32 protein-coding genes and 1 tRNA gene are annotated in these 17,226 nt (G+C 67.5%); 11 read left to right on the plus strand and 22 right to left on the minus strand.

What is annotated here, in order from left to right:
• The coding region (locus WAZ62_RS05900; RefSeq protein ID WP_422642585.1) for a hypothetical protein at positions 1–525 on the plus strand (525 nt) is incomplete at its 5' end.
• Between the two features lie 34 nt (positions 526–559).
• Positions 560–636 (plus strand) — tRNA-Arg (locus tag WAZ62_RS05905).
• 8 nt (positions 637–644) lie between these two features.
• Here the strand turns inward: WAZ62_RS05905 and WAZ62_RS05910 are convergent.
• Positions 645–1,742, minus strand: a complete 1,098-nt coding sequence (locus WAZ62_RS05910) for a tyrosine-type recombinase/integrase (RefSeq protein WP_422642586.1) — start codon at positions 1,740–1,742, stop codon at positions 645–647.
• A complete protein-coding gene (locus tag WAZ62_RS05915) occupies positions 1,739–2,005 on the minus strand; it encodes a helix-turn-helix transcriptional regulator (RefSeq protein WP_422642587.1) in 267 nt (88 codons plus the stop codon). The genes WAZ62_RS05910 and WAZ62_RS05915 overlap by 4 nt, the downstream gene beginning before the upstream one ends.
• Positions 2,006–2,049: 44 nt before the next feature.
• Here WAZ62_RS05915 and WAZ62_RS05920 point away from each other — a divergent pair, with 44 nt between their 5' ends.
• Positions 2,050–2,472, plus strand: coding sequence for a thermonuclease family protein (locus WAZ62_RS05920; protein ID WP_422642588.1), 423 nt, complete (start codon positions 2,050–2,052; stop codon positions 2,470–2,472).
• A gap of 16 nt (positions 2,473–2,488) precedes the next feature.
• On the opposite strand, the gene WAZ62_RS05925 is transcribed toward WAZ62_RS05920, so the two are convergent.
• From WAZ62_RS05925 to WAZ62_RS06015, 19 genes are all read right to left on the minus strand, one after another.
• Positions 2,489–3,226: a hypothetical protein gene (locus WAZ62_RS05925; RefSeq protein ID WP_422642589.1), complete on the minus strand. Its 738-nt coding sequence runs from the start codon at positions 3,224–3,226 to the stop codon at positions 2,489–2,491.
• A 10-nt stretch (positions 3,227–3,236) separates the two neighbouring features.
• A complete protein-coding gene (gene dnaN / locus WAZ62_RS05930; protein WP_422642590.1) occupies positions 3,237–4,364 on the minus strand; it encodes a DNA polymerase III subunit beta in 1,128 nt (375 codons plus the stop codon).
• Positions 4,361–4,705 carry a hypothetical protein gene (locus WAZ62_RS05935; RefSeq protein WP_422642591.1) on the minus strand — a complete coding sequence of 115 codons (345 nt, stop codon included), beginning with the start codon at positions 4,703–4,705 and terminating at the stop codon, positions 4,361–4,363. Before WAZ62_RS05935 ends, dnaN begins: the two co-directional genes overlap by 4 nt.
• On the minus strand, positions 4,702–6,483 hold the full coding sequence (locus WAZ62_RS05940) for a DNA cytosine methyltransferase (RefSeq protein WP_422642592.1): 1,782 nt from the start codon (positions 6,481–6,483) through the stop codon (positions 4,702–4,704). Before WAZ62_RS05940 ends, WAZ62_RS05935 begins: the two co-directional genes overlap by 4 nt.
• Positions 6,473–6,766 carry a hypothetical protein gene (locus WAZ62_RS05945; RefSeq protein ID WP_422642593.1) on the minus strand — a complete coding sequence of 98 codons (294 nt, stop codon included), beginning with the start codon at positions 6,764–6,766 and terminating at the stop codon, positions 6,473–6,475. The genes WAZ62_RS05940 and WAZ62_RS05945 overlap by 11 nt, the downstream gene beginning before the upstream one ends.
• Positions 6,767–6,776: 10 nt before the next feature.
• A complete protein-coding gene (ssb, locus tag WAZ62_RS05950) occupies positions 6,777–7,238 on the minus strand; it encodes a single-stranded DNA-binding protein (protein ID WP_422642594.1) in 462 nt (153 codons plus the stop codon).
• Position 7,239: 1 nt separating this feature from the next.
• Entirely contained in the window at positions 7,240–7,848 is a 609-nt protein-coding gene (locus WAZ62_RS05955; protein WP_422642595.1) for a hypothetical protein, read from the minus strand.
• Positions 7,845–8,066, minus strand: coding sequence for a hypothetical protein (locus tag WAZ62_RS05960; protein ID WP_422642596.1), 222 nt, complete (start codon positions 8,064–8,066; stop codon positions 7,845–7,847). Before WAZ62_RS05960 ends, WAZ62_RS05955 begins: the two co-directional genes overlap by 4 nt.
• Positions 8,066–8,395: a hypothetical protein gene (locus WAZ62_RS05965; protein ID WP_422642597.1), complete on the minus strand. Its 330-nt coding sequence runs from the start codon at positions 8,393–8,395 to the stop codon at positions 8,066–8,068. The genes WAZ62_RS05960 and WAZ62_RS05965 overlap by 1 nt, the downstream gene beginning before the upstream one ends.
• Positions 8,371–8,703 carry a hypothetical protein gene (locus WAZ62_RS05970; RefSeq protein ID WP_422642598.1) on the minus strand — a complete coding sequence of 111 codons (333 nt, stop codon included), beginning with the start codon at positions 8,701–8,703 and terminating at the stop codon, positions 8,371–8,373. Before WAZ62_RS05970 ends, WAZ62_RS05965 begins: the two co-directional genes overlap by 25 nt.
• Positions 8,700–9,242 carry a hypothetical protein gene (locus tag WAZ62_RS05975; RefSeq protein WP_422642599.1) on the minus strand — a complete coding sequence of 181 codons (543 nt, stop codon included), beginning with the start codon at positions 9,240–9,242 and terminating at the stop codon, positions 8,700–8,702. The genes WAZ62_RS05970 and WAZ62_RS05975 overlap by 4 nt, the downstream gene beginning before the upstream one ends.
• Positions 9,243–9,248: 6 nt before the next feature.
• Entirely contained in the window at positions 9,249–10,379 is a 1,131-nt protein-coding gene (locus tag WAZ62_RS05980; RefSeq protein WP_422642600.1) for a DUF2303 family protein, read from the minus strand.
• Between the two features lie 29 nt (positions 10,380–10,408).
• Positions 10,409–10,768 (minus strand): hypothetical protein, encoded by a 360-nt coding sequence (locus WAZ62_RS05985; RefSeq protein ID WP_422642601.1) that lies wholly within the window; start codon positions 10,766–10,768, stop codon positions 10,409–10,411.
• Positions 10,765–11,034, minus strand: coding sequence for a GapR family DNA-binding domain-containing protein (locus tag WAZ62_RS05990; RefSeq protein ID WP_422642602.1), 270 nt, complete (start codon positions 11,032–11,034; stop codon positions 10,765–10,767). The genes WAZ62_RS05985 and WAZ62_RS05990 overlap by 4 nt, the downstream gene beginning before the upstream one ends.
• Before the next feature lie 106 nt (positions 11,035–11,140).
• Positions 11,141–11,407: a hypothetical protein gene (locus WAZ62_RS05995; RefSeq protein ID WP_422642603.1), complete on the minus strand. Its 267-nt coding sequence runs from the start codon at positions 11,405–11,407 to the stop codon at positions 11,141–11,143.
• A gap of 2 nt (positions 11,408–11,409) precedes the next feature.
• Positions 11,410–11,874, minus strand: coding sequence for a hypothetical protein (locus WAZ62_RS06000; RefSeq protein ID WP_422642604.1), 465 nt, complete (start codon positions 11,872–11,874; stop codon positions 11,410–11,412).
• Between the two features lie 2 nt (positions 11,875–11,876).
• Positions 11,877–12,146 carry a hypothetical protein gene (locus WAZ62_RS06005; RefSeq protein WP_422642605.1) on the minus strand — a complete coding sequence of 90 codons (270 nt, stop codon included), beginning with the start codon at positions 12,144–12,146 and terminating at the stop codon, positions 11,877–11,879.
• 1 nt (position 12,147) lies between these two features.
• On the minus strand, positions 12,148–12,480 hold the full coding sequence (locus tag WAZ62_RS06010) for a hypothetical protein (RefSeq protein WP_422642606.1): 333 nt from the start codon (positions 12,478–12,480) through the stop codon (positions 12,148–12,150).
• The gene (locus WAZ62_RS06015; RefSeq protein WP_422642607.1) at positions 12,477–12,830 is read right to left on the minus strand and encodes a hypothetical protein; all 354 of its coding nucleotides are present in this window, start codon (positions 12,828–12,830) and stop codon (positions 12,477–12,479) included. Before WAZ62_RS06015 ends, WAZ62_RS06010 begins: the two co-directional genes overlap by 4 nt.
• 173 nt (positions 12,831–13,003) lie before the next feature.
• On the opposite strand from WAZ62_RS06015, the gene WAZ62_RS06020 reads away from it, so the two are divergent.
• Positions 13,004–13,618: a type VI secretion system-associated protein TagO gene (locus WAZ62_RS06020; protein ID WP_422642608.1), complete on the plus strand. Its 615-nt coding sequence runs from the start codon at positions 13,004–13,006 to the stop codon at positions 13,616–13,618.
• Here the strand turns inward: WAZ62_RS06020 and WAZ62_RS06025 are convergent.
• The gene (locus WAZ62_RS06025) at positions 13,606–14,325 is read right to left on the minus strand and encodes a S24 family peptidase (RefSeq protein ID WP_422642609.1); all 720 of its coding nucleotides are present in this window, start codon (positions 14,323–14,325) and stop codon (positions 13,606–13,608) included. The genes WAZ62_RS06020 and WAZ62_RS06025 overlap by 13 nt on opposite strands.
• Before the next feature lie 85 nt (positions 14,326–14,410).
• Between WAZ62_RS06025 and WAZ62_RS06030 the strand changes: the two genes are divergently transcribed.
• The 7 genes from WAZ62_RS06030 to WAZ62_RS06060 form a co-directional block, all read left to right on the plus strand.
• A complete protein-coding gene (locus WAZ62_RS06030) occupies positions 14,411–14,665 on the plus strand; it encodes a helix-turn-helix domain-containing protein (RefSeq protein ID WP_422642610.1) in 255 nt (84 codons plus the stop codon).
• Positions 14,662–15,192 (plus strand): hypothetical protein, encoded by a 531-nt coding sequence (locus WAZ62_RS06035; protein ID WP_422642611.1) that lies wholly within the window; start codon positions 14,662–14,664, stop codon positions 15,190–15,192. The genes WAZ62_RS06030 and WAZ62_RS06035 overlap by 4 nt, the downstream gene beginning before the upstream one ends.
• Position 15,193: 1 nt before the next feature.
• Complete coding sequence (locus WAZ62_RS06040; protein WP_422642612.1) at positions 15,194–15,703, plus strand: hypothetical protein; 510 nt, start codon at positions 15,194–15,196, stop codon at positions 15,701–15,703.
• A gap of 1 nt (position 15,704) precedes the next feature.
• A complete protein-coding gene (locus WAZ62_RS06045) occupies positions 15,705–16,043 on the plus strand; it encodes a hypothetical protein (RefSeq protein WP_422642613.1) in 339 nt (112 codons plus the stop codon).
• Between the two features lies 1 nt (position 16,044).
• Positions 16,045–16,206, plus strand: a complete 162-nt coding sequence (locus WAZ62_RS06050) for a hypothetical protein (RefSeq protein ID WP_422642614.1) — start codon at positions 16,045–16,047, stop codon at positions 16,204–16,206.
• The gene (locus WAZ62_RS06055) at positions 16,203–16,427 is read left to right on the plus strand and encodes a hypothetical protein (RefSeq protein WP_422642615.1); all 225 of its coding nucleotides are present in this window, start codon (positions 16,203–16,205) and stop codon (positions 16,425–16,427) included. The genes WAZ62_RS06050 and WAZ62_RS06055 overlap by 4 nt, the downstream gene beginning before the upstream one ends.
• The coding region (locus WAZ62_RS06060) for a hypothetical protein (RefSeq protein WP_422642616.1) at positions 16,424–17,226 on the plus strand (803 nt) is incomplete at its 3' end. The genes WAZ62_RS06055 and WAZ62_RS06060, both read left to right, overlap by 4 nt.

Consider the following 17,226-nt stretch of genomic DNA (forward strand, 5'->3'; position numbering starts at 1 on the left):
GGCGAGGGGCGCGGCACCGCGGTCGGCGCCGCCGACGCCAATGCCGCCTCGGGCGAGGTCGCGGGCGATGGCGGCGTTGTCGGCAATGGCGTGCCGCGCGTGGCGCGGGGCAAGGATGTCGGCACCGAGGATTTGCGCAACCGCCTGATCGGCAACACGCTGTCGGGCCAGATGGGTAGCCGCGACGGTGCCGCCGGCCGCTTCGACGTGACCTGGCAGGCCTATGTAAAGCCGGACGGCACGGTGACCGCCCGCATCTATTACAAGGCGATCGGCAAGAAGGGCACGATGGAGGAAAAGGTCGTGACCGAGCGGGGCGTCTGGAGCCTCGAGAATGGTCGCATGTGCCTGAAATTCGAAAAGATCATCGACCTCGGCGCCAGGGATTGCTTCCGGGTACAGGACGTCGACAGGAAGCTGGCCTTCTACTATGGCGAATGCCCGTATAATTCATCGGACCGCTGCCACAGCAATCGCCTCGGCCAGTTCGGCGAAGTCCTGTCCGGCAACGCCTTCGGCCTTTGACAGTCTGTCCCCGCGCCGCTAAAACTGCCCGCGTGTCTCCGTAGCTCAGCAGGATAGAGCACAGGATTCCTAATCCTGGGGCCGTGGGTTCGAATCCCGCCGGGGACACCATCCATTTTCTAAGTATTTGATTTCGCAGATGTTTTCGACGCTATTTTCCCAACTTTGGAAATGGGTTGGGAATCTTTGCTCCCGCTTTGTTCCTGCAGGTCGATGGCGGCCCGGGCGAGGCGGCGCTGTTCGGCGGCGACGGTGTAGCGCTGGACTTCGGCGAGGCTCTTGTGACCGGTGATCGACTGGATCTGATGCGTGGTACAGCCGGCATCCGCCAGGCGTCTCGCGGCGGCCTTGCGCAGGCCGTGCAGGACGCAGCGATCCGGCAAGCCGGCCTTGGCGATGGCGTCGGCCATCCAGTTGCCATAACCGGCGACGGCGAAGGCCTTGCCGAAAGAGGTCGTGAGGATCATCACGTCGGTCTGGCGCCAGGCGTCGAGGGTGCTGCGCAGGTCCCGATGCACGGCGATTTCCAGCTCCACCCCGGTCTTTTCCTGCGTCACGCTGATGATGCCTTTGGCGCGGTCATAGTCGCGCCAGGTCATGCGGCAGACATCGCCGCGGCGCTGTCCAGTATAGAGATGCAGCGCGAAAGCCGTCCTTTCGCGCGTGCCGATCGGCCATCGCTCCTCGAACTGCTTGATCTCGCCTTCAGTCCAGGTGTGATGCGTGCCTTCGCTGAAGCGCTGGATGCCGGCCGCGGGATTGTCCTGTCGCAGGCGATGCTTGATCGCGAAGGCCAGCAGCGTGCGCAGCACCTTGACGAGGTTGTTGGCCGCTGCCGGCGTCTCCGATCGCTTGCCCGCGATGATCTCGATCTTGTCGCGGGTCAGGCCGGCGACGGTGCGGTGGCCGTGTTCCTGCGAAAAAGCGTCGAGCACGCGGCGCCGGACGCCCTGGGTCGAAGCCTTCAGGTGCAGGAAATCAGGGCTCAGGTAATAGTCGAAGACAAGGCGGGAGACGGTGCCCGGCGTGCCGCGTGTGGGCGGTTTCTTCGGCTCGGCCTTGCCGGCCGCGTCCGCCGCCCGCTGATAGGCGGCGAGGAATCCCGGGTCGCCCCGAGGCGGCAAGGCGATGCGTTTTCCGCCGGGCCGCCTGAAGTAGAGCCGTTCATGGCCATAGCGATCGACGAAACGGTCGATATAGGGCAGCCCCACCGTCATACCACATCGTCCCATGACCCGTCTCCGCCGCTTGCCGCGGGGCCATCCTGCGTCAGTCCGGCCCGCTGGTCGAGAAGCCGGTCGATGGCGGCGCGGTCCCAGGTCTGGCGGCGCCCGCGCTCGAGCGGCGCCGGCCAGAAGCCGGCGCCGACCTCGCGGGCGAATGTACCGGTCGAGACCCCGACATAGGCGGCGGCCTGATCCCGCGACAGCATGCGGGGCCAGCCGGGCAATTGGGACAGATCCTTCAGGCGGGCGACCATCTCTCCCCCTTTGCCGCCGACCTTCGATCGGCCATCATGCCCGCATGAAGAGCGTCCCGATCATATTCGCGCTGCTGGTCGCGGCGGCGCCGCCGGCCCTGGCCGACGATGTCTTCGCCGGCAAGGGCTACCCGATTGATGGCGACACGCTGATCGTCGGCGATGTCACCGTGCGCCTGCACGGCATCGACACGCCGGAACGTGGGCAGGCGTGCTGGGGCGCGGCGCGGAGCCTGCTCGACGACATCGCCCTCGGCCGGGAGGTGACTTGCCAGAAGATCGACATGGATCGGCACGGCCGCACCGTCGCGCGCTGCGCGGTCGATGGCCGCGATCTCGGTCGCGCCCAGCTCGAGGCGGGCCTCGCCACGACCTATCGCAAATACCTTCGGGGCGCGCCCTGGGAAGGCGACTACCTGGCTGCCGAGCGCGAGGGACGGACCCAGGCGGAGCGATGCTTCCCCTGACATGGTGGTCATGGCGTCACCCCTCGCACATATATTCGATGTTGACGTCGGCGCAGGCCTCGGGGCCGGCATCGCGCTGCCAGTCGGCGTCCCATGCCGATGGCGCGATCTGGCGGGCATAGTCGGCGACCGATGTGCCGTCATCGAAGGTCGGGCCGATCCGGTCGACCATCCGGGCGGTGAACCGCTCGCCGAATTCGGCCTTGTCGATCTCCGGCCGGTCGGGGATTGGTGCCTCGATGACCTCGAAGCGGCCGTCGTTGAATTCCTCGTCGAGCCGCGCCCACGCCTTGCCGTCGGTCCCGACATAGACAGTGATCATGTCGCCCTCGACGATGGGGCGGCTGGTCTGGACCTCGGCGCCCTGTCGCTCGACCGTATAGGTCGACCCGCGCTTGATGTGGCAGTGGGTCTGGTGCCGGATCGGCGCCGGGACAGGGGGCAGGGAGCGGATATCGACCGACATGCACCGATGCCGAGATGCCGCGCTGAAGGCCACATAAGCATCAGGGATTTCACCTCCTGCATCATGCGTCCAGAATCCGAACTTCCCCTCGCCGAAGAAGCGCAGTGGGCGCCCCTCGCGGCACCCCCAGCACGCGGCATTTGCCGCTGCTTCGCGCATCGCCTCCTGCCCGGCCGCTTCTATAACAGCTGTAATATAATTGCGATGACCATCCCCGCCAATTCCGGGATGCTGCACTTTCATAGCAGCCTCAATTGCAGCCTTTGGAATATCGGTCATTTCCGTCATCTCCGCCTCCTCAAATCCGCATCGGCATCAGGACGTGGATGGTCGCCGGATCGTCGCGCGGCTCGATCCTCGCGGGGGCGAGGACATCATCCTGATGGATCGCCAGGCTCGACGCGCCGGTCGCAGCCACCAGGTCGAGGACATAGCGGCCATTGAAGCCGCTCGACCAGGGCGCGGCATCCAGCATGCCGCAGGTGATTTCGATGTCGCCGGATCGCTCGCCCCCGACAGTCCCGGCCCGCAGGGTCATGACGCCGCCGTCGGCGCCGAAGGCGATGGCGCGCGCCTTGCCGCCTGCATCGAGGTCGCTGGCGATCAGCATCCGCTCGACCGCGTCGCGCAAGACCGCGCCGTCGATCTCGACGCGGGCGGGAGGCTTGTCCGGGATCACCCGCGTATAGTCCGGATAGGTGCCGTCGATCAGCTTGGTGACGAAGGTCGTATCGCCGAAGCTGGCGGAAAGCCGGCTTTCGTCGGTCGTGATCGTGACCGGGGAATCCCCGGCGGCAGTGCAGATCGAGGTGATGGCGCGGAAGGCGCCCATGGGAAGGATCAGCCCCGCCATGCCGCCGGCGCCGATCGGCAGCGGCATCCGATGCCGCGACAGGCGGTGACCGTCGGTCGTAACAAAGGTCAGGTGCTCGCCATCCGCATGGATGAAGGCGCCGTTCAGGTAATAGCGCGTCTCCTCGGTCGAGACCGATCGTTCGGTCACCGCGATGGCGCGGGCCAGCATCCGGCCCGGAACCTCGAAGCGCAGGGCCGAAGCCTTGGTCGGGGCCGGCATCGGAAAATCCTCCGCCGGCAGGGTCGCGAGCTGGTAGCGGGCGCGTCCGGCGCGAAAGGTCACGCGCCCGCCCTGGCCGGGTCCGTCGATCGTGATCTGTCCGCCATCCTCGACCTTCTTCGCCGCTGCCACCATGGCATCGGCCGGCAGGGTCAGAGCGATGGTCTCGCTGACATCGGCCGCGATCTCGGTCACCACCGCGAAATCGAGGCAGTTGCCGGTCAGGCGCAGACGGCTGTCGCGCGCCTCGAGCAGGATATTCGCGAGGATGGGGATGGTGTTCTTGGCGTGGACGACCTGCGCCGCCGCGGTCAGGGCCGGCAGGAAGGTCGACTTGTCGATGGTGATCATCGCGTCACATGCTCCTCGAAAATGGCGGTCAGGATGTCGGCGACGGCATCCGCATCGAGCGGATCGGGGCCATGGAGATATTGGTTGATGGTGCGAAACCCCTCCCAGCCGCAGGCCAGGCAGCCGACGCCATAGCAACTCCAGCACTTGCCTTCGGTCGCCTCCGGCAGATCGCGCAGGGCGGCGCCTGCCCGGTCGCGAAAGCCGCCGGCGGCATGGGGGGGCAGCAAGGCGGACAGGCGGTCGACGGCCTCCAGCGACCGCGCCCATGACAGGATGCCCGGCCCCTGCCGCAGGCCCTCCGTGATATCTGCGCCTTCGGCGCGGTAAACCGGGATCATTCCGCCGCCCCCATGGCCAGGGCCTCGCGGACATTGGCGAGGGCGAGGCGCCTGGCCATTTCGGGCGGCACGCTGTTGCCGACGAGGTGGTATTTCTCGGTCTTGGTCAGCTTGCGGGTGACCCACGCGCCCTTCCTGTCGCGGATGCCGATCGGCAGGGCAAGGCTGGCGGGGTCGAAGCCATGGGCGCGGGCACATTCCTCCGGCTCCAGCATCCTCATGCCGATATCCGACAGGGTGTAATCCTCGCCCCGGATGCTCACGGTCACGGCGGCATGGCGCTGTTTCGTGGTCACCGTGCCCAGCGGCTCCTCGGCCGCGCGGCTGCTCTCGCCCGCGCTGTAATATTGGGCGAGGAAGGCGGCGCAGAGCGCGACATGGGTGCCGCCGGCGGTCAGGCCCGGCATGGGGTCCGCGATATCGCGGCCAGCCTTCGACGTTCCGCGCAGCGTAGTCAGGCTGCAGGCGACGACGGCCTTCTGCGTCGCGGCCGTCGTCGTTGTCGACATCGGGTCTTCGACCGCCCGCCCGACGACGCCCGTGTTGTGCTGGGCGATGAAGGCGGCGACCAGGGCGTATTTCCCGCTGCCGACCATCGTGCCGATCGGCGCCTCGATATCGAGGGCGCGGGGCGCCTGTCCTTCACGCTCGCCATAGCCGGTCTGCACCATGGTGGCCGTGACCAGGCAGCGATCCGCCTTGGTGGTTGTAACGCCCATCGGCTCGTTGAGGCCGCGCGGTGGGGATTGCCCCGCCCGCCCACCGCAACCGACAAACGCCCCGCCGACGGCTGTCGCGGTCACCAGCGCGAATTCCCCGCGATTGGCCGTCGTCACAGTCCGCAGGGGATCGGCGAGGTCGTAGATCCGGCCGGGGCCGCCCGCGTGGGTGACCGGGATCATAAAGGGTTTAGTCGCCTTCACGACATGGCGCATGACGCCGGTCGCGATCCGCCGATGGGTGGCATCGGCCAGTGCCTTCGGCCGGGTGAAGATCGACGGGCAGGGGATCGACCAATCGATGCAGGTGTGCGCGCCCACCCAGGGCCGGCGTTTCAGGGCGCGCGCCTTGTCGCGCGGGGCATGGGTGCGCTCGGGCCAGCGGGGCGCGCCCTTCAGGGTCATCACCGCCCAGAACCGCTTGCGGATCGTCGGAATGCCATGATCGGCGCAGATTTCCTCGCGAAATTCGACCGTGTAGCCCAGGCCCTGCAGGTGCCGCAGCCAGGCGCGGAAGGTCGTGCCCCGGCGCTTCGGGTTGGGAACCAGCTGCTGTTCGGCCAGCGGCACCCGCTCCCCCGGCGCGGCGATGCTGCCGTCGAGCCGGATCACCCGGCCGGTGGCGGCATCGCGCCGGGCGATCAGCGGCCCCCAGGTGGTGATCTCCGGCACATTTTCCGTGAAGATGACCTCTGGCGTTACCGTCCCGGCCCAGCGCGGCACCACCCAGGGCAGGGACCGCACGCGGCGCGATACGGGCGCGCCGCCCTTGGCCCGGCTGAAATGCCGGCAATCGGGCGATGCCCACAGGATGCGCACCGGCCGGCCCCCGGTCGCGGCGCGCGGGCAGACCTCGAAGACATCGGATTGCAGGTGCCGCGTGTGCGGGTGCCGCGCCTGATGGGCGGCGATGGCGACCGCGTCGTGATTGATCGCCAGATGCACCGGAAACCCTGCCGCCTCCAGCCCGTCGCAGGCGCCGCCCATGCCGGCGAAGAGGACGACGGTCATCCGCTGGTCGAGCGACCAGCTGCCGGGAACGGGCGCCTTACCGTGCATGACCGGCGACCTTCGAGAAGTCGATGTCTTGCCCCTTGAGGTAGAGCCTCTTGACACTGGCGGCGCGCATCCCGCCACTCAGGATGATCTGCGCCACGATCTGGGCGTGCTCATCGTCACTGGCGGCCTTGATCCGATCGCAGTCGGCGATGCGGGCGAGGCCTTCGGGCCATCCGCACCACGCGATATCCCCGGTGTCATAGTCCGCGAAGGCGACAACCCAGATTTCATCGCTGGGTCGATGCCGGACGTGATCGCCGGCGCGAATGCGCATGGTTGCCATCTGCGCTCCCCTAGAACGGAATTTCATCGTCGAGGTCGTAGCCCCGGCCCGCACCGCCCTGGCCGCCGGCCGGGCTGTTCGCCATCGGGGGCGGGGTCGGGCGTCCGGCGTCATCGCCGGGCCTGCTGTCGAGGATCGTCAGCTCGCCCCGGAACTTCTGCAGGACGATTTCGGTCGAATAGCGCTCCTGCCCCTGCTGGTCGGTCCACTTGCGGGTCTGCAGCGCGCCTTCGAGGTAGATCTTGCTGCCCTTCCGCAGGTAATCGCGGGCGACCTTCGCAAGGCCCTCGTTGAAGATGACCACGCGGTGCCACTCGGTGCGTTCCCTCCGCTCCCCGCTGACCTTGTCCTTCCAGGTCTCGGACGTCGCGAGCGACAGGTTGACGATCAGCTCGCCGCCCTGGCTGTTGCGGCATTCCGGATCGCGGCCCAGATTGCCGACCAGGATCACCTTGTTGACGCTGCCGGCCATGTCAGCGTGCCTCCCCGGCCGGGGCAGTCTCGATCCGGATGCTGTCGGCGATGATCCGCACCGGACTGCCGACCCGGGTCGAAACCGCGTTGAATTTCTCGACCGTCGCGGCGCCGAGGTCGACACCCAGCCGGAAGGCGAGGATGTCGAGATAGGTCTGGACATCGGCCAGTTCATCCGCCAGGCGCTGACGGACTTCCGCCGCCGGCAGGTCGACGTAATCCCCGCGCAATCGCTTCTTCATCTCGTTGGCGAGTTCGCCCAGCTCACCGGTGACCGCCTGCAGCCATTCCGCATCCGACCAGTCGGAGCCGTCGGCTTCGCTATGCGCGGGCTGCCCCAGCCTGTTGCGAAAGGTCGGCAGGCGGGCCAGATTGGCCCGGCGCAGCAGGTCGAAGCTGAGGTTGGTGGGGCCAGAGGGGGGATGCAAACGGTTCCAGCGTCGCGCAAGGTCGGTTGGACTCTCGTTCAGATTGCCTGTCAATTCCAGGCTACAGTGATCGCAACTCACGGCGCCGAAAGTATCGCGTGCGATGTTGTAGAAATCGGCCTCAACTTCACGCCCGCATAGCGGGCAGCGGCAAAAATCAATCGTGACCGGATCGCTCATGTCGGGTCTCCCTTGCCTTCGGCCGCGTCGGCGGCCCTTTCGCGGGCGTCGAGGTTGTTCAACTCGTCGCGGGCGTCCCAGACGGCGCGGCTGATCGCGCCGAAACTGCGGGTGTCGTTCGCGGCGATGGCGGCGTCATGGTCACGGACCCAGCCAAGCCACTTCCGTGCGGCGGCGCGCCACTCCTCGGCCGTCGGGCGCTGCGGGGCGGTATTCATCACGCGTGCCCCGCGACGTCGGCGATCAGCCGCAAAGAGACCTGGGAGCGCACCGCCTGCTCGAATTCCGCGATGCAGGCATCCGCGTGTTCCGGCTTCATGGCGTTCGTCAGGACCTCGGCGACCAGCAGGGCCGCCGCCTGCAGGATGTCCATCGTGTCTTCGCCATCGGGCAGGGCGCAGCGCAGCGCCGCCAGGCCGACCTTGCCCGCGATCTGGTGCCTGACCAGATAGGGCTGGTCCTGTTCGCCGGCGGGCGGCGCCATCGGCTCGATTTCCGGCGGGGCGCCGTCCACCGCGCCGATCAAGGCGTTGTGGAGCGCGGCCATGAGCGCTTCCGCGAAACCGGAATCCACCTCGCCGCTGCCGATCGGCATATCTGCTTCCTGCCCGGTGGCTTCGTCGTCGGCCAGATCGAAGCCCCGTAAAGCGTATCCTCGGGCTCATAGCGTCCCTTGCCGAGGATAAGATGGTGGCCGGGAAATACCGCCTCCACCGCCGCGAGCGCGGCGGGGATATCCCCGCCCACGGCGGCGGCGATCAGATCGCGCGGCACCTGCGGCGCGAGCTTGGAAATCTCGTCGATCGCGGAAACCCGGGTTTCCGGATCGGAGTGGTCGATCAGGTCTTCGATCATGGCGCGGCCCTTTCCTGCAGCCGGCCGGGCAGGGCGGCGCCCCACCACTCGTCGCCGGCATTGATTTCATCGCGATAGGGGAAATAGCCCGTGGTCCGACGGCCGTAACCGAACGGAACCCAGGCCCGCAGGAAGCCCCAGAGCTTCATGCGCCGGCCGTGGATGAACAGGCTCCAGCTCGTCCGGCCCTCGACCAGGTGCAGACGGTGAAAATCCCGCCCGGTCATGACGTAGGGCAGGAAGGGCCGGCGCCGGATCATCCTCGTGACCGGACCCCGGACATCGAAGCCCGTCAGCCGCTCCTCGACGTAACCGCCGGCGAGGGGGATGGCGATGGCCCAGCCCCAGGGATGATCGTGCACGCCGCGGTCGGGATCCGAGCGCAGGTAATGATGCAGATAGGCGGCGCCGCCCCAGGGCCGGACGGGCAGGAGATAGCGCTCGAACAGCGGGGTTTCCACGCCCGGGTCATCGCTTTCGGCGAACACGGTCTTCAGCCGCAGGCGGCCGGCGATGGTGTGAAGGAGGCGGCGCCACATGATCGATTACACCGGCGCCGGGTTGCCGAAGAGGACCGGCAGGCCGGTCGCATCGCCCACCTGTGCCGCGACATCGGCGACGGCGAGGCGGATCACCCGCTTCCACTCGATCAGGGTCGGAATCCAGACCACCGTGCCGCCGCTGACGCGGTACTGCAGGCGCACCGGGATCAGGCGGGGCCGTTCACCCTCGAACAGCGGCACCTCGACCAGGAAGAATTCCGGCACGGTGACGCGGCGGCCCTTGCTGCTCGTCGTGTGCTCTTCCTCGAATTCGAGCTGGCGCTCGCCGGTACGGGGGTTGAAGCCGGACTTCGCCTTGCCGTCGACCGTCACCTCGATCGACTGCGCCAGCTGCACCACCCGGTCGGCCGAAGCGAAGCGCAGCTTCCGCAGCTTGTAGAGCGCGGAGCGGGGAATGTAACGCTCGTCGCCATCCTCGCTATCCTCGACGGTCGAGGCGCCGTCGTCGACCTCGCCCCGGTCGTCGGCGAGGTTCAGCAGCCGCAGGATGAGGTCGAGATCCTTGCGCTCCATCTGCATCCAGTCGAGCGGGGGATTGGCGATATCGAAGCGGCGATCCTGCAGGAAGGTCGCGAATTCGGACTGGGTCAGCTTCGCCCCGCTGACCTTCTTCCACTCGTTGATCTGTTCCGACAGGGGGAAGCCGTAGGTCCCGGTATGGCGGCCGTGCCGGGGCCGGGGTTTGAACCAGCTCTGGACCTCGCCGGAATCACCCGACGGCTCGCCGATTTCGGGCGAGGCCGGCCGGTGATAATCGATGATCACCTTGAGCTGAGGCGCGGCGGGCGTGTCCTCGACGAAAATCGCCGAATGCTCGTCGCGAAAGCGCAGGGTATAGCCGATGAAACTGGTGACCGACGTCAGCTTCGCCGCTTCCCGCAGGAAACGCGGGGCGTGCAGATTGTCGGTCAGCAGCTTGTGCAGGATGGGCGTTGCGTCCCGCATCTCCGTGCCCTTGGGCAGGGCGAGCAGCGCGGGCGTGGTCCACGCCACGTCCAGATCGGGATCGAGATCGAAGGCCGGATGGTCCAGCACGCTCGGCTTGTCGAGTTCGCGCATGGTCTTGATCACGGCCTCGATGCCGCTGGGAATGGATGTCGGTTCGGTGCTCATGGTGCCTTCCTCGGCTGGGGATGATGGGGTTACTCGCCGCGCCGGCCCGGCGCCCGGCCGAGGTCGACATTGGGGAACATCGTGTCCCTCGCGGGATCGCGCAGGGTCAGAACGTTGCGATCGGTCAGGAAGAAGCGCTCCTTGGTGATCGGGCGCTTCGGCACCTTCGTCGTGGTCTCGACCTCGACGTCGATGCCCTTGTTGTCGGCGACGAAGCCGATCTTGATCACCATCTGGGCCTTGTGCTTGCCGCCATAGTCCTCGACGAATTTCGCCAGGGTCTCCATCACCCGGCGATAATCGGCGGTCGCGTCGGCGCAATCGTCGCCCTGATTGATCGTGGCGATCAGCCGGTCGACGCTCTGGATTTCATAGGCGGGGTCGCTCACAACAGGTCTCCCTCGGTCGCGCCATCGGGCGCCGTTGTGCCGCCGGCGGCGGCGAGATAGGCGGTGAAGGTCTGGTCGATCCGGTCGCGTGCCGCGGCCTCGACCTCGAGGGCCTTGACCGTCGCCCGCAGCATCTTCGGGTCGAGGCCTTCGGCCTTCGCTTCCTTGTCGAGGGCGGAAAGGTCGTCGCTGATCCCCTTCCGCTCCTCGAACAGGCGGCGATAGCGGGCGACATAGGCCCGGATGACCTCTTCCTCGCGGGTCACGGCACGAAGCCGATGGTGACGGCGGCGACCAGGCCGGCCACCGCCAACCCGACCAGCACGCCGATGACAAGGTCGGGCCAGCCCTGGCGCAGGGCATCGCCAAGGGTCACGGCCGGCCCCCTTCGATCACCCGGGGCACGAAGCCCGGCGTCGGGCCGGGGCCGGGGTGCAGATGGGTCACCGGCAGGGGCCCGTCGATCAGGGTCAGCCGCTCGCCGAACACCCACTGGTGCAGCCCGCCCGACAGCGGCGCGACCTCGTGCTGCCAGCCGGCGCAGGCCGTCGCCCGCGCCGCCAGCACGACATAGGGCGCCGTCAGATGGTCGATCAGCACGCGGGCGCCGGGGGCGTAACGGCGGAAGGTAACGGTCATGATTACTTTTCCATCCCGCCGGCGCGAATTTCTGCCAGGCGCGCGCGGGCGCCGTTGGCGATCGCCAACAGAAGGAGTTCGGAGCCGGCCGGGTTGTCCCGCATCGCGAAGATGACGATGCCGGTCAGAACAGATTCCGCGAGCACCAGAATGTCAGCCGTCGTTCCGCCGTGATCGACGGCCGTCCGGATCATCCGTGCGACGATCTCGCGGGCCTGCTGATTGTGCAGGCTCGCCGCGGTCTGGAGCTTGTCGCCACCGTCCTCCGCCTCATCGACCAGCTGGAGATAGCGCAGCAGCGCTTCGGCATCCTTCCGGGCGCGGATCTCGACCGACATCTGGTCGGCTTCTTCGTGGCAAAGGAAGTCGCCCGGATTGGCCGCGATATCCCGGCCCCACAGTTCAAAGGCTTTCTCGATCCTCGCCCGGGCGAGGTCGAGCATGGCGTTGTCGACGGTCTCGTCCATGCTTACGCCCCCACGATCTGGCGGCGGCCGTTCAGGCGGCGGCGCAGGATGCCGGTGGCGCGGCGGCCGTGTTCGTCGACCTCATCGGCCGTGAAGCCGGCGCGGGCGAGATCGTCGCGGGTGGCATTGCCCCTTGCGTCGTAAGCCTCGATCAGGGTGTCGGCCATGCGCTGGGCCAGGGGGCGGCGCTCGGGCGCCGGGGTCTCGGGGCAGGTGCCGAAAATCGCGGTGCCGTCCGGCATCCGGCCACAAAAGACGCTGGTGCTCGCCATGTCAGAACTCCCCTTCGTCGGAGGTGGTGTCGCCCTCGCCCTCGGCTTGCGCGGGCGGCAGAAAGCGGCCGGGCGCCGCGTAAGGCCGGTTGTGGGCCTCGACCGTCTCGCGGTCGGTCGACGTGATCGAGAAGATCGCGGCGCCGCCGTAGAAATGGCTGATCCAGCCGGTGTCGAAACCGCCGGCCATCGGCACGTCGATGCGCAGGAACCGCCCGCCGAAACGCTCGACATCGGCGATGCGGCCGAAGTGGCGGCGGTGGCCCATGATCTCGACGATGGCGTATTCGGCCTCGTCGGCGACGACGGCGGGGATGTCCTCGGTCGCGCTCATGCCGCCACCTGCACCTTGCTGGCCGCGCCGAGGGCCTTGGCCACGATGTAGGTCAGCCGCTCGCCCGGGTAGGCATCGGGGATCAGGCGGCCGTCGGCATCGAGCAGCAGCATCCGGCGATCCATGCCGTCTTCGCCGCCGCCGCGCTGGATTTGCGCCAGCATGTCGAGAGCGGCGGCAAGGCCGGTCGCCGCCTCGAGCGTGCCGACCGGGGTATCCCAGAGTGCGGCGTTGATGTCGTAGGGTCGCTTCGGGTCGGCGAGGTAGACCGACCAGCGGCCGGGCCGTTCCTGCCAGGTCTTGAACATGCTGGGGCCGGGTGTCGGCTGGATGTCGGCGGCATTGCTCATCGTTTGTCTCATCCCGATTTCTCCCGCACATTAATGCGCGAAGAAGCGCACATTGCAAGCGGGAAAAAGCGCACAGCCGGATTTGGTGCGGGCGATCCCGCCTCGCCGGGGCTGCGATCTGCCGCTATGATCGTGATGGTTGCGGCCTGTGGCGCTGGGATAGGGGTGGAGCGATGCGGAATCTGCTGTTGGCCGGTATCGCCGCGCTCGAGGTCGTGGCGGCGGCGACTTGCTCTTTAGCTGGGGAGGGCGCGGGCCATTGGCGGGTCGTGACCGAGGTGTCGCCCATCGACGACAGCCGGAATGTCTATCTCTCTGTCGCGTCCGACGCGGAAATCGCGGATCGGTTCGGGCGCCCTGTCCGGCCCGCGTTGCACCTGGCCTGCCGGGAGAACGTCACCTCTCTATGGCTGAATTTCGGCGGGCTCTTCATGGCGGATATTCAGGGCTTCGGCGATGTCACCGTGCGCGTGGATGCCGAGCGCGCCCGACGGATCTCGATGCGGGCCTCGACCGATCATGAAGCCCTTGGTCTATGGACCGGCGGTCAGGCCGTGCCCTTCATTCAGGGCCTGTTCGGGCGCGAGAATTTGTTTGTCCGCGCCGTACCGTTTTCGAGCGGGGCAGTCGATCTGACCTTCGCGATAGGCGGTCTTGCGGAGGCGGTCAAGCCCCTCGCAACGGCTTGCCATTGGGGCGCCCACGGATCGCCGCGCCCTCGACCGAAATCGGAGTTGGAAAAACAGGTCGACGAGTTATTGGTAAGGCCGAGCGGTCAGAAGCCGTAAAGTTCGTTCGGCCGCAGCACCCGGTATATCCTCCGGATGCGCGTATAGGGGATGACGATTTCATCGTCCGGCGGGTTGAACTGCCGCAACTGTACCTTGTCGGCTGATCGTCTGACGAGCCGCTTGAGATAGCAGGGGCCGCCCTCCCCGTCGTGATCGCCAAAGCATTCGACAACAACATCATCGCCGGGTCCTACCGGTCGGTGGGGGTGCAGAAAGACCAGATCTCCCGCCTCGTAGCGGGGTTCCATGGAATCGCCGGTGACGAAAACGGCGAAGGCATCGCTGGCGTTGGCCAGTGCCGGGGGGCGCCGCACCCGGTCGACGATATCGCCATTCATCGAAAAATCTCCACCCACGCCGCCGATGACGGATCCCATGACCGGGATATCTTTCGACATATCCTGTGTCGGCGGCAAGTGATTGCGAGCGGCCATGTCGATGTTCGGCGGCATCTGCAGAATGTGGCGCGCCTCCCGCTCCATCTGCTCGGACACGAGTATGCTCGCCGGCACCGGGATGCCCGATACCTCCGAAAGTTTCATCAGCGTTCGCAACGAAAGGCTCGCCGCCTCGGCGCCCGAGAGCTTCTTATTGAGAGTCGAGGGCGACAGGCCGGCTTTCCGCGCCAATTCGGTCGCGGTCAGACCCGTTCTTGCAAGGATCGTCCGTACATAGTTGATGGTCGGGTCGCTCTTGTCGGTCATCGCGAAAAATTGCCCCAAATCAGATGCGAAGGCGATGTGATATCGCCCTCTTGCGAATGCGGGAAAAAGCGCATACGCTGCCCGCATGGATATTCGAGCCGAAATTGACGCGATCGAGGTTGCTCTGCGCAGTCGGGGCACGTCGGTCGCCGCCCTCTGCCGCGCGGCGGAAATTCACCAAAGCCAATGGCAGCGATGGAAGCGGGGCGAAGCCCTGCCGAACATGCGGACCTGGCAGCGCGTTCTCGACGCCCGGGTAGGGCTGGTGTCGCCGATGGTCGATGCCGCCGGGCCGGAAGCGGTTTCGGGTGTGGCGCTGGAAAGGGGTACGGGCTCATGAGCGTGACCATGCATCCGCTTGCTGCATTGCGGCAGAGGGAAAGTGCCCCCGCCGGTTCCCGTTCATCGGTCGGCCTGAAGCGCCGCGAGCCGGGCTCGATCGCCGAGGCGACGGCGCGGGCGATCCACGAGGTGGGCGGTGTGCGGTCGGCCATGGCGGTGCTGGGGCTGTCGCAGACCCGCGTCTATGCCCTGACCGATCCCGACGAGCGCCGCCGCATCAACGCCGAAGGGATCGAGGCCCTGTGCGTTGCCGGCGCCACCGCGCTGGCCGAGCATTTCGCCCTGCTCGCCGGGGGGCTGTTCCTGCCGTCCGGCCGGGACGAGGGCGATAGCGGCCTGCACCGCCTGACGGGCGCCGCCGCCGCCGAATTCGGCGACTTCGTCCGGGTCCAGCTCGCCGCCCTCGCCGACGGTCGCCTGACCCCGGCCGAGGCGGCCGAGGCCCTGCGCGAGCTGGAAGAGGCTCTCGCGCCCCTGACCCGCCTGTGGGGCGAACTCTACGCCCGCGCCGGGGAGGGCCGCTGACATGCCGGCTTCCAACCCAAAAGGGACGCGGCGGCGCAAGGCGTGGACCGTTCAGGTTCTTGGACTGGACGGAAGCGATATCGTTTTCGCGCGCACAGCCTCCGCGGCCCGGGCCGTCAAGGCAAGATCACTTCAGGACGCCTGGGATATCAGTTTCCGCGGGGCCGTGAGGATGATCAGCGTGCGCCGCGCGGCTGGGGCCGACGTCATCCTGCCGGCCCGCCATCCCGTGGTGGAAGATCTGTCCGACCGGGAGCGCCATTGTCTTCTCCACGCCTTCGGTGGCGTCGGGCTGAAAGCCGGGTACAGGGATCACTTCTTCACCAGTGAGGGGAACCCCGATCTGGTCCGGCTGGTCGAGCGGGGCCTGATGGACGGTCCTCATTGTCATATCGCCTGGTCAAGGCCGGCGGATTTCGGCTGCCGTCACGCCTATTTTTATCTCAATGAAATGGGACGGCAGGTGTGTCTTTCGCTCCAGCCGACCTATCCGGACGGGGAGGGCTGCTGACATGCCGATCCGCCCTGAAAACCGCGCCCGCTACCCGAAGGACTGGCCAGCGATCAGCCGTCGCATTCGCGAGCGCGCCGGGAGCCGCTGCGAGGGGTCCCCGGCTTTTCCAAATTGCCGGGCCGTCAACGGGGAGCCGCATCCGGTCACATCGTCCCGCGTCGTACTGACGGTGGCGCACCTCGACCACCAGCCGGAAAACTGCGCCGACGAGAACCTGAAGGCGTGGTGCCAGCGCTGTCACAACACCTATGACCAGCCGATGCGCCGCGCCGGCATCGCGCGGCGAAGGCGGGAGGCGATGGCAGCGGCCGATCTTTTCTTGGCGGGGGACCGCTGACATGGCCAGCCCCGCCCGCGCCGATCTGCCGCCGGACCTCGTCCGCGCCGTCACTGCCCTGCTGCGCGACGCGGATGGCATGAGCGCCGCTGCCGCCGCCCGGCTGCTGCGCCTGCCGGTCGAAACCGTGCGCGGCCTTGCCGCTGCCGGGGGCCGGGCATGATCACCGGCACGCAAATCACCGCCCTGCGCTGGCTCGCCCATCACGGCGGTGACGGCCTGTTCGACCGCACCCATGGCAACACGGTGCTGGCGGCGGGTGAAATCTCGCCGGTTATGCGCGCAACCTGGAACGGCCTCGTTGCCGCAGGCCTCGTCGAGCGTTACGGCCCGAAGATGCGGCGGGTCCGGCTGACCGAAGCCGGCCGAAAGGCGGCGTCATGATGCACCATCACGATGAGCTGGAGCGGCAGTATCACGCCGCGCGGGACCGCCTGTGGAATGGCGAGACGGGTGTCTGGCCCAAGGTCTTCGACCATTTCGCCGTGCCCGATCCCAAGGCCGGGCGGCCCGCCGTCATCGCTTTCGGCCTGGCCTATCTGATGCTGCAGCGGCTGGCCCTGGGGGCCGGGCGGGTGCTGACGCGCCGCGATGGCTCGTTCCAGTTCGCGCGCGGCGAGGGCGGCGAGGGCGCGCTCCTGCTGTTCATCATGGACTGGGGCGGCGATCTCTACGTCATCCCGCCCATGCTGACCCTGTTCAACCGCGCGGCGCGCAATCTGCGGGCGATGGTCGCCGATCCCGGCGATGCCGCCCGGGCCGGTGACGGGCCGATGCCTTATCTCGACCTCGATCCGCATCAGGCGGCTCTGCTCGAGGTCGGACCTTACGATTTCATCGACTGCCTGGCCTGGACCCTGAAAAACCCTGCCCGGGTCTATCGCTGCAACAGCCTGGTCGATGCCCTCTGGCAATACGACCGGCCCGATGGCGCGGACGATCCGCTGGGCACGGATGCCCTCGACCTCTGGACCTGCCCGCGCGACTGGATCGCCGCCTGGCTGCGGGACAACGAAACGGTCGAGGCGCGGGAGGCTGCGAAATCCGCCGATCTGCCGGCGGGTGGCACGGGGCCGATGGCCCGCGCCTCCCTCGTCGTCGACGGCGGTGCCATCGACTGGACGCGCTGGGGCCGGGGGCCGTTGACCGGCGGCGCGCTCGATGTCCGCGTGCGCGACAATAT

It is taken from the genome of Zavarzinia sp. (assembly GCF_049306435.1).
Lineage (GTDB): Bacteria > Pseudomonadota > Alphaproteobacteria > Zavarziniales > Zavarziniaceae > Zavarzinia.